The organism is Clostridioides sp. LIBA-7602, from assembly GCF_056688945.1.
Genome location: NZ_CP196991.1, coordinates 2374281 through 2390461 on the forward strand (window position 1 = coordinate 2374281; position 16181 = coordinate 2390461).

Sequence of the window (16181 nt, forward strand, 5' to 3'; positions counted from 1 at the left end):
AAAACATTTCATTATATATTTTTTTTAAAATGTACTATTTTCAACATTTTCATTAGCTTGGTCTATTCATTTTTTTCTTATCTATTCTATATCCAAGCATACTTCCTATATTTTTATTTGGTTGTAATTCTTCAGCTACTTCAAGTTTATTATCAAGATTTTTTTTCATTCTAAAAATCTTACTTTTATTTTCATCTTTTCTATCTTTTTTCATATTTTCTCCTTTCAAAACAATATAAATTTTTCTATTTATTACTTATTATTTCAAATTTCTATAATTTTAATCAAAAAAGGGAAATTTCTCAATACAATATAGCTTATTTAACACTATATTTATATCTAGAATTTCCCTAATTATTTTGCTAATTAAATTTTTCAATGACTTCTTCTAAATTAGAATTTACTATTTCTTCTTCTTTCCAACTATTTAATGTATAATGCGTCCTAAACGTAAATATACCTGAAATTATTAATATAAAATAATATACAAACCCACTATATAAGAGTACTGAATACCCTAATAACTCTTTTGGAATTATTTTTGAAAACATAGTAAAGAATGTAACCTCATTTGCTCCAACATTTCCTGGTGTTGGTACTGGTGATATTGCCATATACAAAAATACTTGTAGTGTCATTATATGTATATAAGATACTCCTTTTAAATTTGAAGCTTTATACACACAATAGACTATACTAAAATACGCGATTAGTTGTAATACAGTAAGTAATATACTTAAAACTAAAACTCTCACATTTTTGATAAATATTTTTATAGAGTAATTATAATCATCAATATAATGATTTACTCTATCACGTTTTGAATCTAAGAATTTAAACGTCTTAAATTTAGATAAAAGATTAATCAAAATTTCTGCTACCATTTTTACTTGTTTGGGACTAAATACTATTAGTAGTCCACCTAACAACATACTTACATTCATAATCATACCAACTGTTATTAAAACTCTAACAGAATGTACTTGTTGCATTAATAATGACTTATTTAACAAAATTAAAATTCCACAAAACAGAGTAACTGTACTTTGAAATACCACTGTCTTATTAGTAACTATAGCTACTGACTTACTAAGACTCACATCATATTTTGTAAGTGCATATATTTGCATGGGTTGACTTCCAGATGCAAATGGAGTAACTAAATTATAGTAAAATCCCATTGTAGCCATTTTAATACCAATAAATTTTACTTTTGTTTTTTGAACTGCATTTATTATCAAATGAGTTACAATAGCTTCAATTAGCATATATACTAATATTATTAATATTCCAAAGAATATATAAGCCTTATTTACTAGCCTTATAATTTTAGGTATTAGTTTTATATCTAAAGTAGTTAACACTAAATAAGTAGTAATACATATCAAAAATAGTAAAAATCCATATTGAATAAAATCTTTTTCTTTTTTGGATAGTTTTCTCATTCATTTTCTCCTAAATTTTTTCATATCACTATATCATAGTATACTACTTAACATATTCTTTGCAATACTAAAAAAAATAAGTCTCTATTAGACACAAACACATCTACAAACTTTTAAATATTTTTACTCCTTTAGTAGAAATAATTCTCCATATCATAAAATCTAATATTAATGTAAGCACACTTGCTAAAACAATATACATATTTAAAAATGAAATTCCCAGTAATATATAGATACCTCCAAGTATAACTATATATACTAATGATGCTAACATTGTAACTATCATACTTGCACTTCTCTTTACCACAGCCACTTCATTTTTCCAATCAAGGTTTGGATATAATAAATTTGTTAATAAACCCATCAAAGCTACAAACATTGAAAGACTTGTAATTAGACAAATTGATACAATAATAAATTGAACTTCAAAACCTAATCTTATAGATACCAGTATTAGACATAAAATAGATAATGGTGCATTTAATAAAAAATTCATCAATATCTTTGACCAGAATATTTCTTTCTCATCTATTGGAGAAGACTTTAATATCCATAGATTTTTTCCTTCAAAAGAAATCGAACAATATGTTGTACAATTCATTACTATTATAAAGAATATTACACCTAATAACTGCATTTTTATAAGGCTAAAATCAATATTCATTTTTAGTAATTCAGCCATTTTATCTGCACCAAATACTAATATTAAAATTGTCCCTACTATTAGAAATAACAGACCAACAGACGAATTTAAAAAGTAGATGAATGAAGAAGAATATCTCTTAAACTCCTTTTTTAATAGAGCTTTTGATGGTCTTGAAATTTTTTGACTCTTGAATTCATAACTTTTTGATTTATAACTTTCACGCATCTTAGAATTTATATTTTTAAATCTTTTAGCAAATAAAGTTACAAACATAAAAAATGGTATTATTGATATTGCTATAAATACCAAAAATGAAGTTATACTTCCTGTTTTAAGAGCATCAACAAAATAATATGTAGGTGGATATATTTTTCTAATAGTCTCTGAAATAGATGCACTATTTTTTAACATTTCAACTGATATAGAATTCAATTTTGACATAAATAGAGTATAAAATAGAATCAATATAACATTACCTATGATTAACACTAAATTTTTATATTTTATTCTTGATGATATCTGCCCTATAAATAGAAAAATTATTGATGAAACAACTATTGGTAATAAAGGCAAAGCTAAAAATAATAATATTAAATAAGGGAAATAGGTTATACTTACATCAGAATTTAAAAAATAAACTACTGCTGGTATAATCATACATATTGAAGAAAATAAATAGTTTGCTCCAATTAGCATCACTATTTTACTTGCTAATACAGTAGATTCTTTTATTGGTAAACTAGTCAAGAGGTCTAAATCTTTTGCTTGAAATAGATATGATGAAGTTTTGTATAATGATGTAACAATTGTTGTCAATGTTGATAGTCCAAATCCAAATATCAGTAACATTTCCATTTGATTTATTTGTTTCAAAATATCAACTAAATAAAGACTTAAACTAGTTACATAAAAAATCAACAGACCTGCTATAATAATAATCGAAAATACCATTCCTATTATTTTTTGCTTTTCTCTGCCATCTGCTTTTTTTAAGGCATTTAATTTAAATTCATTTATTATATTAGTTTTTATTAATATACTTAGATTGCTCATATTTTATCATTCCTCACTTTAGATACTATATTGTATAAAAAACATTTTATTTTTCTATTAATTCCATAAAGATACTTTCAAGTGAATTACTTCCTTTAACTTCTTCTGTAGTTCCATAGGCAATTATATTTCCATCTTTTATTATGGCAATCTTATCACAAATTTTTTCAGCAACTTCTAAAACGTGTGTTGAGAAAAATATACAACCACCTTTTTCACAAAACTCCTTCATAATCTCTTTCAATATAAATGATGCTTTTGGGTCGAGACCTACAAAAGGTTCATCAAGAATTAAAATTTTTGGATTATGTATTAAGGCTGAAATTATGGCTAATTTTTGTTTCATACCATGTGAATATGAAGATATTAAATCCCCTAATGCTTTATTAAGTTCAAACTTACTTGAATAATATTTTATTAACTCTTCTCTTTCATTTTTATCAACTTCAAATATATCTGCTATAAAATTGAGATATTGTACTCCAGTTAATGATTCATATAAATCTGGATTATCAGGTATATATGCCATTTCTTTTTTACATTCAACAGGCTGTTTTTTTATAGATTTAGAATTTACAAGTACCTCTCCCTCTTCAAAATCGTGTATCCCAACTATTGCTTTAATAGTAGTAGTTTTACCTGCTCCATTATGACCTATAAACCCAAAAAGTTCTCCATCATTTACATCAAAAGAAACATTATTTACTACTTTTTTATTTTTATATGATTTAGATACATTGATTATCTTTAACATAATTTTCCTCCTTAATTATAGTTTTGATATTTGTTATATATAATATATAACAAATATCAAATAATTACAACTTTTATTTGTTTATTTTTAAAGTTTATACAATACAAAATCATCAGAAATATAGAAATACAAATTATATTTAATTCTAAATTGCACATAATTATAAAAGAATGTATAGTTCGATTTGCCTAAACAATGTATAATAAAAAATAGTTGACTATAATAATATAATGATTAAATAGAAGGAGCAAAACATGAATACATTTGAACAATTAAAAATAAGTTCTACTCTAATAGATGGGCTTAAAAAACAAGACATAACTTCTCCAACAGAAGTTCAATCACTTGCTATAGAAAATATAATACAAAATAAAGATTTATTGATTAACTCTCAGACTGGTACAGGGAAAACACTAGCATACCTTCTACCTATATGTGAAAAAATTGATACGTCAAAAAGAGAGACACAAGCTCTTATACTTGCACCTACACATGAATTAGTAATGCAGATTACAAATCAAGTGGAATTATTAGCTAAAAACTCAGAAATTCCTTTGACCTCTTTAGCTTTAATCGGGGAAGTAAATATACAAAAACAAATAAAAAATATAAAAACAATAAAACCACATATAGTAATCGGCTCTTGTGGAAGAGTTTTAGACTTAATAAAACAAAAGAAATTAAAATCGCATAATATAAAAACTATTGTCTTAGATGAAGTGGACAATCTATTAAATGGAAAAAATATAACTTGTATAGAAGATATAATAAGAACTACATTAAAAGATAGACAAATTATAGGATGCTCTGCAAGCCTTACTGATAATACTATAAAAGTTTGTGATAAAATTATGAAAGAATTTGAAATAATAAAGACGAAAGAAAAGTCACAAATAAATCCTAATATAAATCACTCATATTTATTAGGTGAGATAAGAGATAAGTTCACTTTTCTTAGAAAGACATTAGCTGCCACAAATCCAAAAAGAGCAATTGTATTTGTAAATAATGAAAAAAATATAGAAGTTTTAGTATCAAAACTAAATTATCATAACTATAAAGCAATAGGGATTTTTGGAAATATGGCAAAAGAAGATAGAAAAAATGCAATAAATAAATTTAAAATTGGAAAAGCAAAAGTTTTGATTACAACTGATTTATCTGCTCGTGGACTGGATATAGTAGATGTAAGTCATGTTTTTAATTTAGATTTTCCAAAAAGTAAAAATGAGTACTTGCATAGATGTGGTCGAACTGCTAGAGGAAATCGAAGTGGTAATACAATCTCAATAGTAACAAAACAAGAATTAGATATTATAAAGGATTTACAAAAAGAATTCAATATAACAATTACGCCTAAAACTTTACAAAATGGAAAACTAATAGATACAATTAAATAGTCTAATGAATACGAAAGAGCTATAATTTCTCATCAAAACATATGAGAAATTATAGCTCTTTATTTTATTAAATTAACTTTTTAAATAATATCTATTATAATAGCCAAAGTTTTATTATAAATAATATAGCCAAAACAATCATTACTATAGAAACATGTTTCTTGTCCTCTGCCTTTTTAGCTCCAAATATATTGTAAAATACATTTACGAAAACATAAGTTAATATACCTAAAGTCAAACCATCACCTATACTATAAGTTAATGCCATACAAGCAATCGTAACAAACGCTGGTACACCTTCAGTTATATTATCAAACTCGATATCTTTAACTGTACCAAGCATTAAGTATCCAACATATATTAAAGCTGGTGCTGTAGCACATGATGGAATTGCTATAAATACAGGAGAGAAAAACATTGCAGCCAAGAATAAAATACCAACTGTTACTGCTGTCCATCCAGTTCTTCCACCTGCTATAACTCCTGTTGAACTTTCAACATAAGTTGTAACTGTAGATACTCCAAGTCCTGCACCTACTGTAGTTGCAACTGCATCTGTAAGTAAAGCTCTACCTACATTAGGAACATTTCCTTTTTCGTCTAACATATTTGCTTTAGAGCAAACACCAACCAATGTACCTACTGTATCAAAGAAATCAACAAATAAGAACGTACAAACTACTACTAAAAATCCACCTATATTTGTTGGATGTAATACATATCCTAAATCTATTTTACCTGCTATTGGTGCTAAACTTTCAAATTTAAATAATCCACCAGGTAAATATATACCTAATTTTTGTGCATACTCTGGATTCATAAAAGCAAATCCCCAAGCAAGTAATGAACTTACTACTATTCCAAAAAGTATAGAACCTTTAACTCTTTTTTTATCTAATACGGCAATAATTATTAACCCTATACAAGTTATTATTACTGCTGGTGTAAATCTACCCATTTTGATAAGAGTAGCTTGGTCTCCAATAACAATTCCGCTATTTACTAAACCTATAAGTGCAATAAATATACCAATACCACCTGTAACAGCTAATTTCATATTTTTTGGTATTGCATTTACAACAGCCTCACGAACTCCACTTACTGATAACACTATAAAAATAATACCTTCTACAAATACTGCTGTAAGAGCCACTTCCCAAGGAACACCCATTTGTAAAACTACTGTATATGCAAAAAATGCATTAAGACCCATGCCTGATGCTAAAGCAAAAGGAAGATTTGCAACTACACCCATTAAAATACATCCAAATGCTGCTGCTAAACATGTCCCTGTAACAAGTGCACCTGCTGGCATACCTGTTTCAGATAAAATATTTGGATTTACAGCTATTATATAAGCCATAGTTAAAAAAGTAGTTACTCCTGCAATTACTTCCTTCTTCATATCGACATTTTTATTAGTCAAAATTGGAAAAAGTTTCTGCATGGTACTACTGTTTGTTGTTTGCATAACAACACCTCCTATTAAATTTTACAAAAAAACGACACAGTAATTGATAAGCTGAGCCGTATCCTTCATAATTCAATTAATTAAATATTTAATTAACTAAATAATAGTATACATAGTCAGAATATTTACGGTATTCCGGTAGAAACTTATGACCCATATTGTCAAAATTATATGTTATACAATACAAAACATTATTTTTTCTTTACGAATATTATTTTAATTTATATAGTTAATTTTGTCAATATATACGTATATATTATACTGATTTTGTATTAATATTCGATTATATTAAGTATTAATTTCTTTAATTCAGATTATAATTATATTCTTTACATTTTCGAAAAATATATGATATTTTAATACAATTTATTTATAATTGAAATATAAAGCTTAGTCTAAGATTATATTATAATAAATTGATAAATTTTTTATTTAGAAAAATAAAGTGAAAGATTTAACTATAACTCATAAAGACTCTCAGAAAATTAAAGTTTTTGTAAATCAGATAATCAATAAACAAGCTTTTGATACAATGTATTTACCTTCATTATGATATAATAAGTTATGGAGGTGAATATGAAAATGGGTATTATTCTTAAGCCAAAACAATTTTATATGACTGTTATAATTACAATAATTCTCTACTTCTCTCTTAATTACAGTTTTAATATAAAATTTTCTATATGCTTATCTTTTTTAACAATATTAATATGGGCCATAGATTCTGTTGAAAAAACTGTGGTTGCATTATTTTTTGTAATTCTAGCATTTATTTTTAACATTGCACCCTTAAGTATAATTTTACAATTTTTATTTACAGAGAATTTTTATATAATAATTCTTGCCTACATAATTACTAATGCAGTTACAAAAACAGGAGTTGCAAAGATTATTTCTGAAAAACTAATTTTAAATATTGTAGATACACCTAAAAAAATGATTCTTTTATCATATATTTTGGGTATACTGTTAATATTTTTTATCCCACAACCATTTCCAAGGGTTATTCTAGTATCAGCTTTTTACAAAGAGTTTTTAAAAGAGCAGAAAATAACTGAAGATTCAAAATCTATACTTTTGTTTAGCATATTTACAGCATCTACATTTACATCAATGTTTTTTATAAATGGGGATACTCTTTTAAACTATGTTGTATTAGAACTTGGAAACTGTGATATAAATTGGGGTCAATGGGCTTTTTATATGTCTGTTCCAACCATAATTACATGTTTTATAACTTATTTTTTATTTATTTTTATCTTTAAAAAAGAATTATCTTCAATAGAATTTATTTCTCATGGAAATCTTGATTCCAATAAATTTCAGTTTTCATATTCTAATTTTAAAAAGGAATTTAATTTATTAAATAAAGAACAAAAATATACTTTTTTGTGCCTAGGAATAATGTTTTTTATGTTTTTAACCCAGTTTATGCATAACGTAAATACTCTAATTATAATGTCAATTTGTGTACTTCTTTTATCACTGAGAAAAATAGTTGGATTCAATACTTTAAAAGAAATAAATTGGAAAGTACTTATTTTTTTCATAGCAGCATTTTCAATTGGAGGAGTATTAAAGTACTCTGGAGTTGTAGATATAATGGGAAATTATCTGATAAGGTTTATACCAAACTCTTCAGAAATTATTTCAATCTTATTTTTAATAACTCTGACAATAGTATTGAACATATGTCTAGGAAGTGCTGTTACTACATCATCTGTGGTAATACCATTACTTGGTAGTTTGCACATACTAAGAGAAAATAGCATTACTTTGTGTCTATTTGTCTACATTATAGTAAGTATACAATACATATTACCATTCCATCATGCCACAATAATGGTTGGGCATGGTGAAAATCTATATAATAGCAAGGTTATTTTTAAGTATGGTTTAACTCTGATTCCTTTAACTTATTTTATAATAATATGTGTGACATTCCCATGGTGGAAACTTATAGGTTTAGAAATCTAAAAAAGATGAAAATATGAATTAACTTAAAATAATAATAGCTTGGATTATTAAAAAAAATTCATATTTTCATCTTTTCATACAAGTCTACTTATATAATTGTGTATAAAACTACTTTTTAATCATAATACTAAAGATTATTTGTTTTACTACCTTTTCCAAAAGTATTCTCCCAATCTTCTATAAACTTATCTACACTCCAGTCTGTCAATGGGTGATTCATCATAGCTTTACATATATCATATGGTACTGTAACGCTATGTACTCCATGTTGCATTAATTCTATAACTTGCTGTGCATTTTTAAAACTAGCGGCAAGTACTTTTGTATCCATTTTATAGGTATCTATTATTTTTATAAGCTTTGAAACCATGGATACTCCATCGCCAGATATATTATCAAGTCTATTTACATAAGGCGCAATATAATTTGCTCCAGCTTTTGCAGCTAGAAAACCTTGATGTGCTGTAAATATTGCAGTAGCAGTTATTTTTATCCCTTTTTTATGAAGGTCTTTTATAGCTCTTAAACCGTCTTGTGTTACAGGTATTTTTACATATATATTTTTTCTCAAACTACTTATATATAATGCCTCTTCTAATATTTCTTCATACTTTGTACTTAGCACTTGAGCATGTATAGGCATATCCTCACCTATAATCTCACCTATCTCATTTATAAGTTGCTTAAAATTCTTTTTTTCTTTTGAGACAATACTTGGATTTGTAGTTACACCATCTATTGGTAAACAAGTACATAATTCCTTAATCTCCTCCACATTACCTGTATCTAAGATTAGTTGCATTAAAATATCCCCCTTTAATCTTTATTTATTCTTATTATATATTGATTTGGTATTATTTTCAATAATTTTATTATTGTTTTATCTTTTTTATTATTGTTTTGATTTTTTTTAATTTTATAATCTCTTTATTTATTAAATTCTAAACAGATAATTAGTAAAAATATACTTTTTATATTAAATTAATTTTGTATTCCATGTTAAAATAGTTGATATATTGTATTTTATCTTATAATATTTACTATAATACTACATTAGGAAAAGAGGGAAAAAATGTTTGCAGAAGAAAGGATTCAAGCTATATTAAATATCCTAAAAAAAGAAGGCAGAGTTACTGTAAAAGAACTCAGTTCTAAGTTTAATGTTACAGAAGATTGTATAAGAAAAGATTTAAAAAATATAGAAAAAATATCTTCAATACGAAGAATTTATGGTGGGGCTGTATTAGCCAGAGAAACTCTAGAAAATCAAGATACAAAAGATAGAAAAGAAATCAACATTCCAACAAAAAAAATAATAGCAGAAAAAGCATTTAATCTAATTATGGATAGAGAAACTATATTTTTAGACATCTCTACAATTAATATATTACTTGCAAAACTTTTAGCTGAAAGCAAAAAAAAGGTAACACTGGTCACAAATATGTTGGATATACTAAATGTAGTTACTTCAAAACCAAATAATTTAAATATAATTTCTACTGGGGGTTTATTAAATCTTAGCTTAGATGGCTTTGTTGGTACTCCAACTATAGACTTTATATCAAAATATAAATTTGACAAGACTTTTATGGGTAGCTGTGGTGTAGATGTATTCAACTCTTCACTTACAACTTTTGAAATTGAAGATGGTCTTACAAAAAAAGCTATAATAAATTCAAGTAAGAAAGTGTTTATAGTTATGGAAGATAAAAAATTTAAATTTGATGGAAACTTCAAATTTGCTCATTTAGAAGATATTAGTTCTATAATTACAGAAAAATCTCCTACTCCTGATATAGTAAATACTTTAGCCGAATTTAATGTAAATGTTTTATAAACTCAATTACAGATTTTATATATTTACACCTAAATATATATTATTGTTTTGTAAATATCCTTAAAAAACCTAATTCTACAACAATCATTTTATAATTGAATTTAATGGTTAAAATTAATCTGAAATAGACTTTCTAAATATAATACAGTTATTTTTAGAAAGTCTATTTCTTTAACAAACAATTTAATAATACTATTCACTTTAATATATTAGCAGAATAAATGTATTATAGATAAATAAAGTCTTATTTCATTTCATCTTTCATTTGCTTTTCTATTTCTTTAGCAAATTTTTTTTGCTCGTATCTTTCCATCATCTCATCTTTTTTCATTTCTAAATTTACCATAGCACCTTGTGCATCATCTTTTAAATCCTCAGCAGTATTCTTCATTACATAAGCTGTCTTTTTAACACCTTCTTTTATATCTTCTTTCATATTTTTCATGTCTCTTTTTAATCTATCCATCAAAACTACCTCCTCTGTAAATATAATATTTCTTATATTTATTTTTCCCAAAGTGCATATATTTATTTGTAATATCAATTATAATTTTTAAGTCATTAAATGTAATTTAAAAGTATCTAAATATATAAATTTCAATAGATTAGATATTTTTTGTTTCAAAATAAAAATAACATCAAGCATAAATTATATACTTGATGTTATTTTTTAAATTCACAGTAACTTAATTGTTGGGATTACTATAATGATGACTTATATGGAGGATGTAAGGGAATCTCATCATTATAGTTTGGTGTATTTTATGGTTTAAAACTTCTTTTATTTATATTTATATAATACATTTTTAGTATGAATTTTTCATGATTTTAAAATGAACTATTATTGAAACTTATATTATTTATATAAACAAATCAACTTTTAAATTCAACTGTAAATACTACAGAGTTTTCTTTGTTTTTTATACTATAATCAAACCCATGACTTTTAAAAATTTGACTAACTATATAAAGTCCAAGCCCACTTCCTCCAGTTTTTCTTGAGCGAGATTTTTCTATTCTATAAAATGGATTAAATATCTCTTCCAAGTAACGTTTCTCTATAGTCACACCAGTATTTTCAATTTCTAAAACTACTCTTTGATTAGAAGTCTTTTTATTTATGCGTTTATTTTTATCATAAAGTCTAATTATAAGCTCTGAACCCTCAGGAGAATATTTTATGGCATTATTTATTATATTATTAATTGCCTTAGTTATTCTCTCTTGGTCTGCTTTAACTTCTAGGTTTTCTTCTATATTTAAAATAGTTTTCATATGTTTTTCTTCTATTAAAAATACTTGTCTTTTTACCAATCTATTTAAAAGCTCAGTTATATTTATTGATACCAATTTCAAATCTTTTTCAAGTATCTCTGATTTTGAAACTTCTATCATTTCATTTACTAAATCTTTTAATTCTTGCGTACATTCATATGATTTTTTCAGATAAGTATCCCTATCTTTATACTTTCCTACACTATAAATCATACCTTCAATTTGACCACTTATTATGGTTATTGGAGTTTTTAGTTCATGTGATATTGTGGCGACAAAATCCTTTCTTCTATATTCTTGTTCTCTCTCACTCTCTATTATATTTATAAGAGGTTTTGTTATTACAATTGAATATATATAGGCTCCAATAATTGCTATTAATATCGCTATTGATATGATGTATGGCATTAACTTTCTTATAACTTCGTTTGCTTCATCAATTGGCTGTAATGGCATAACGAGTTCTAAAGTATATGGCCCATCTTTTGCATCTTTAGTATATATAGGTATAGATGTTCTGTATTCATCCTCAATACTATTAATCATGTACTTACTATATCTTAAAATAACTACTTCATTTTTTCCATATACAATTTTTCCTTGACTATCTTTTAATAAAATAGCTAGATTTTGGTCTTTAGCCATATAATAAAGTCTTTCTTCTAAAGTATATGTATCAAAGTGAATTGAACTATCTACTAAAGATTTTAAACTCTCTTGAAGAGACTCAATTTTATACTCATGATAATATGATGGCAATAAAAAATATAAAATTAGATATATTATTAAAGCTAATGCTATTAATAATGATGTCGTTATAGAAAATAACTTATATTTTATGCTTAACTTTTCCCACTTATCAAATATCCTTCTCAAGTGTATATCCTATCCCTTTTACAGTTTTAATATATGGTAATGATATTTTTTTTCTTATATTTTTTATATGTGCATCAACAATTCTAGTATCTCCATAGTAGTCATAACCCCATATACTATCCAAAAGACCTTCTCTAGTTATAACCTGAGGATACTTCTCTATCAGAGCTTTCAATATATTAAATTCTTTTAGTGTAAGCTCTATAGGTTCTCCATCTATCTCAGCTATATATGTGTTTAAATCAAGCTTTAATTTTTCAAAAACTATAAATTTATCATTTATAGTTTTGTTACTTCTTCTTAATATAGCTTCTACTCTTTTTATAAGAAGATTAAATGAAAATGGCTTTGTTATATAGTCATCACATTCTAAATCAAACCCTTTAAGTTGGTCCCCTTCATCATTCAAAGCAGTCAAAAATATAATTGGAACGCTTGATGATTTTCTTATCATTTTACAAACCCCATAACCATCTAGATTTGGCATCATTATATCTAATATTACTAAATCATAACTTCCTTGTTTAAACTTTTGTATACCTTCCAATCCATCATTAGCTGTATCAACTTGATAACCTTCTGCACTTAAAAATTCTGATATTAATTCTTGTATATTTGAATCATCTTCAATTACAAGTATTGACGAGTTCATTCTATCAATCCTTTCTATTTTATTTAAAATTTCCTATATTACTTATATTTTATCTCATTGTTGTGAATTTTACATGAAAAAAGAGCTATCTTAATTTGTAAATTAATTCTTTTAATTTAAAGATAGCTCTTTTTTATACATTTTATTTAACTTATTAATCTAGTTTCTTTTATATGCCTTGAAATTTTTAAGTCTAAGTGCATTTGAAACAACTGAAACTGAACTTAAACTCATAGCTGCTGCTGCAATCATTGGGTTTAATAGAGGTCCTCCAAATACATACAACAATCCAGCTGCTACAGGTATACCAATCGTATTATATCCAAATGCCCAAAATAGATTTTGTTTTATATTTTTTATAGTTTCATGACTAAGTTTAATTGCTGTTGGAACATCCATCAAGTCACTCTTCATAAGCACTATATCGGCAGACTCAATCGCTACATCTGTTCCACTACCTATTGCTATTCCTATATCTGCTTTCGCAAGGGCTGGAGCATCATTTATTCCATCCCCCACCATTGCAACAAACTTACCTTGATTTTGTAACTTTTCAACTTCTTTTGATTTATCTTCTGGCAAAACTTCTGCTAAAACCATATCTATACCTACTTGAGTTGCTATAGCATTTGCAGTTTTTACATTATCTCCAGTAACCATTGCAACTTTTATTCCCATATCATGAAGAATCTCTATTGCTTTTTTACTACTTTCTTTAACTACATCTGCCACTGCAATTATTCCTGCTAACTTTCCATCTACAGCTATATACATAGGTGTTTTACCTTGACTTGCCAATACATTAGATTTTTCTTCTAAAGCTTCAAGGACAATATTATTGTCATTCATAAGTTTTTTATTTCCAAGTAATATATTTTCGTTATTGATAATAACTTGTATACCAGCACCTGGTATAGCTTTAAAATCATCAACCTTTTCTAATTTTATATTTTCTTCTTCTCCATATTTAACTATCGCTTCCCCAAGTGGATGTTCTGAACCTTTTTCTGCACTTGAAGCAATCTTAATAAGATATTCTTCTTCCACATTATTTAATACAATATCTGTTACCTTTGGTTTTCCTTCTGTTATTGTTCCTGTTTTATCAAATATTACTGTATTTACTTTATGTGCAGATTCTAGTGCCTCTCCACCTTTTATCAATATACCATTTTCTGCACCTTTTCCAGTCCCAACCATTATAGCAGTTGGTGTTGCTAAGCCTAATGCACAAGGACAAGCAATTACAAGTACTGATATAAATATAGTAAGTACAAAGACTATATCTTTTCCACCTACTAAAAACCACAATAATGACGCCACTACTGCTATTGCAATTACTATTGGTACAAAATATCCAGACACAGTATCTGCAAGTTTGGCAATAGGTGCCTTTGTACCTTGAGCATCTTCAACTAATTTTATTATCTGAGCAAGAGCTGTATCTCCACCAATTTTTTCAGCCTTAAACCTAATAACACCATTTTTATTTATACTAGCTCCTGTAACTCTACTTCCAACGTTCTTCTCTACTGGTATACTTTCACCAGTAAGCATTGATTCATCAACTGATGTATACCCTTCTATTACAACTCCATCCACAGGTATTTTAGTTCCTGGTTTTACTAATATTATATCTCCTATTTCTACTTCTTCTATAGGAGTTTCTACTTCTTTACCATCAACTAATACTATTGCAGTTTTGGGCTGTAATCCCATAAGTTTTTTAATTGCTTCTGATGTTTTTCCTTTTGATTTTGATTCCAGATATTTACCAAGTAAAATAAGTGCTATTATTATTCCTGCACTTTCATAATACAACTGATGATGGTGCATACCTTGAATTTGACCATTTGCTATTTGTATTGTTGTGTATAAGCTATACAAAAATGCTGCTAGTGTCCCAATTGCAACTAAAGAGTCCATATTAGGACTTAATGAAAAAAGTGCTTTAAATCCATTTATATAAAATTTATATCCAGCTATCATTACTGGTATTACTAAAACTAGTTGAATTAATGCATAATTCAAAGTATTCATCATAGGATTTATAATTTCTGGCAAAGGCCATGGTCCTATAGGCTTTATTATCATAGGTCCCATTGCTATATAAAACAATGGTACTGCAAATACTATTGCTACTATAAATTTAACAAATAAAGACTTCATTTCTTTTTCTTTTCTTAATTTATCTTCATCTACATCAACCTTATCTCTTACCTCTTCTATTGGCTTATATCCAGCTTTTTCAATAGCTGCTTTTATTTGAGATAATTTTACCTTTGATGGATTGTAGTCTATATTAGCTTTATCTGTTGCTATATTTACACTAATACTCTCTACTCCATCCAATTTTTTTACTACTCTTTCTACAGCTTTTGCACAAGCTGCACATGTCATTCCATGAATTTTCATATCAATCTTTTTATTGCTTTCTTCCTTTATAATTCCATATCCAGCTTTTTCTACAACCTGTTTTATATCATCAAAGCTAACTTTAGAATTGTCATATTCTATTTTCAGTTTTTCAGTAGCTATATTTACGCTTTGGTCATATACTCCATCCATTTTCTTGGTTACTCTTTCTACTGCCTTTGCACAAGCTGCACATGTCATACCTGTAATTTTATAGCTTTCTACTACTTTATTTGAACTCATAATAATTCCTTCCTTTCTTTCAACATATTTTCAATCAATTTATAACTATTTACTTTGATATGTACTCTTGATAAATTGTTTATTTAGAAATCTATATTTTACATTATACCCCCTATAGGTATATTTAATCAATATTT

The 16181-nt window shown here is 26.4% G+C and carries 13 protein-coding genes and 1 riboswitch; of the genes, 3 read left to right on the top strand and 10 right to left on the bottom strand.

Annotated features, from left to right (window positions below; genetic code table 11):
• Positions 1 to 52: 52 nt before the first annotated feature.
• The 4 genes from ACTG45_RS11495 to ACTG45_RS11510 form a co-directional block, all read right to left on the bottom strand.
• Positions 53 to 214: a hypothetical protein gene (locus ACTG45_RS11495; protein ID WP_021384941.1), complete on the bottom strand. Its 162-nt coding sequence runs from the start codon at positions 212 to 214 to the stop codon at positions 53 to 55.
• 148 nt (positions 215 to 362) lie between these two features.
• Entirely contained in the window at positions 363 to 1445 is a 1083-nt protein-coding gene (locus ACTG45_RS11500) for a lysylphosphatidylglycerol synthase transmembrane domain-containing protein (RefSeq protein WP_479919012.1), read from the bottom strand.
• A gap of 103 nt (positions 1446 to 1548) precedes the next feature.
• Positions 1549 to 3144: a putative ABC transporter permease subunit gene (locus ACTG45_RS11505; protein ID WP_479919013.1), complete on the bottom strand. Its 1596-nt coding sequence runs from the start codon at positions 3142 to 3144 to the stop codon at positions 1549 to 1551.
• Between the two features lie 46 nt (positions 3145 to 3190).
• Complete coding sequence (locus tag ACTG45_RS11510; RefSeq protein WP_479919014.1) at positions 3191 to 3898, bottom strand: ABC transporter ATP-binding protein; 708 nt, start codon at positions 3896 to 3898, stop codon at positions 3191 to 3193.
• Positions 3899 to 4152: 254 nt separating this feature from the next.
• Here ACTG45_RS11510 and ACTG45_RS11515 point away from each other — a divergent pair, with 254 nt between their 5' ends.
• Complete coding sequence (locus ACTG45_RS11515) at positions 4153 to 5298, top strand: DEAD/DEAH box helicase (protein ID WP_021384948.1); 1146 nt, start codon at positions 4153 to 4155, stop codon at positions 5296 to 5298.
• 94 nt (positions 5299 to 5392) lie between these two features.
• Here ACTG45_RS11515 and ACTG45_RS11520 read toward each other — a convergent pair whose 3' ends face one another.
• Positions 5393 to 6769: an NCS2 family permease gene (locus tag ACTG45_RS11520; RefSeq protein ID WP_021384949.1), complete on the bottom strand. Its 1377-nt coding sequence runs from the start codon at positions 6767 to 6769 to the stop codon at positions 5393 to 5395.
• Positions 6770 to 6862: 93 nt separating this feature from the next.
• Positions 6863 to 6965, bottom strand: a riboswitch (purine riboswitch).
• Positions 6966 to 7345: 380 nt separating this feature from the next.
• Here ACTG45_RS11520 and ACTG45_RS11525 point away from each other — a divergent pair.
• Positions 7346 to 8746, top strand: coding sequence for an SLC13 family permease (locus ACTG45_RS11525; protein ID WP_479919015.1), 1401 nt, complete (start codon positions 7346 to 7348; stop codon positions 8744 to 8746).
• Positions 8747 to 8873: 127 nt separating this feature from the next.
• Here ACTG45_RS11525 and fsa read toward each other — a convergent pair whose 3' ends face one another.
• Positions 8874 to 9548 (bottom strand): fructose-6-phosphate aldolase, encoded by a 675-nt coding sequence (gene fsa, locus ACTG45_RS11530; RefSeq protein ID WP_479919016.1) that lies wholly within the window; start codon positions 9546 to 9548, stop codon positions 8874 to 8876.
• A 270-nt stretch (positions 9549 to 9818) separates the two neighbouring features.
• Here fsa and ACTG45_RS11535 point away from each other — a divergent pair, with 270 nt between their 5' ends.
• Positions 9819 to 10583: a DeoR/GlpR family DNA-binding transcription regulator gene (locus tag ACTG45_RS11535; protein ID WP_479919017.1), complete on the top strand. Its 765-nt coding sequence runs from the start codon at positions 9819 to 9821 to the stop codon at positions 10581 to 10583.
• A gap of 244 nt (positions 10584 to 10827) precedes the next feature.
• Here ACTG45_RS11535 and ACTG45_RS11540 read toward each other — a convergent pair whose 3' ends face one another.
• From ACTG45_RS11540 to ACTG45_RS11555, 4 genes are all read right to left on the bottom strand, one after another.
• On the bottom strand, positions 10828 to 11049 hold the full coding sequence (locus tag ACTG45_RS11540) for a hypothetical protein (protein WP_021384971.1): 222 nt from the start codon (positions 11047 to 11049) through the stop codon (positions 10828 to 10830).
• A gap of 407 nt (positions 11050 to 11456) precedes the next feature.
• Positions 11457 to 12734 (bottom strand): sensor histidine kinase, encoded by a 1278-nt coding sequence (locus ACTG45_RS11545; protein ID WP_021385000.1) that lies wholly within the window; start codon positions 12732 to 12734, stop codon positions 11457 to 11459.
• Complete coding sequence (locus ACTG45_RS11550) at positions 12718 to 13386, bottom strand: response regulator transcription factor (protein ID WP_003424455.1); 669 nt, start codon at positions 13384 to 13386, stop codon at positions 12718 to 12720. The genes ACTG45_RS11545 and ACTG45_RS11550 overlap by 17 nt, the downstream gene beginning before the upstream one ends.
• 159 nt (positions 13387 to 13545) lie before the next feature.
• Positions 13546 to 16044, bottom strand: a complete 2499-nt coding sequence (locus ACTG45_RS11555; protein WP_479919018.1) for a heavy metal translocating P-type ATPase — start codon at positions 16042 to 16044, stop codon at positions 13546 to 13548.
• Positions 16045 to 16181: the final 137 nt, after the last annotated feature.

What these genes read in the sequence shown, in the direction of transcription:
- ACTG45_RS11495 (WP_021384941.1), bottom strand. Translation starts at nt 214, where the DNA reads ATGAAAAAAGATAGAAAAGATGAAAATAAAAGTAAGATTTTTAGAATG.
- ACTG45_RS11555 (WP_479919018.1), bottom strand. Translation starts at nt 16,044, where the DNA reads ATGAGTTCAAATAAAGTAGTAGAAAGCTATAAAATTACAGGTATGACA.
- fsa (WP_479919016.1), bottom strand. Translation starts at nt 9,548, where the DNA reads ATGCAACTAATCTTAGATACAGGTAATGTGGAGGAGATTAAGGAATTA.
- ACTG45_RS11515 (WP_021384948.1), top strand. Translation starts at nt 4,153, where the DNA reads ATGAATACATTTGAACAATTAAAAATAAGTTCTACTCTAATAGATGGG.
- ACTG45_RS11540 (WP_021384971.1), bottom strand. Translation starts at nt 11,049, where the DNA reads ATGGATAGATTAAAAAGAGACATGAAAAATATGAAAGAAGATATAAAA.
- ACTG45_RS11525 (WP_479919015.1), top strand. Translation starts at nt 7,346, where the DNA reads ATGAAAATGGGTATTATTCTTAAGCCAAAACAATTTTATATGACTGTT.
- ACTG45_RS11500 (WP_479919012.1), bottom strand. Translation starts at nt 1,445, where the DNA reads ATGAGAAAACTATCCAAAAAAGAAAAAGATTTTATTCAATATGGATTT.
- ACTG45_RS11510 (WP_479919014.1), bottom strand. Translation starts at nt 3,898, where the DNA reads ATGTTAAAGATAATCAATGTATCTAAATCATATAAAAATAAAAAAGTA.
- ACTG45_RS11505 (WP_479919013.1), bottom strand. Translation starts at nt 3,144, where the DNA reads ATGAGCAATCTAAGTATATTAATAAAAACTAATATAATAAATGAATTT.
- ACTG45_RS11535 (WP_479919017.1), top strand. Translation starts at nt 9,819, where the DNA reads ATGTTTGCAGAAGAAAGGATTCAAGCTATATTAAATATCCTAAAAAAA.
- ACTG45_RS11550 (WP_003424455.1), bottom strand. Translation starts at nt 13,386, where the DNA reads ATGAACTCGTCAATACTTGTAATTGAAGATGATTCAAATATACAAGAA.
- ACTG45_RS11520 (WP_021384949.1), bottom strand. Translation starts at nt 6,769, where the DNA reads ATGCAAACAACAAACAGTAGTACCATGCAGAAACTTTTTCCAATTTTG.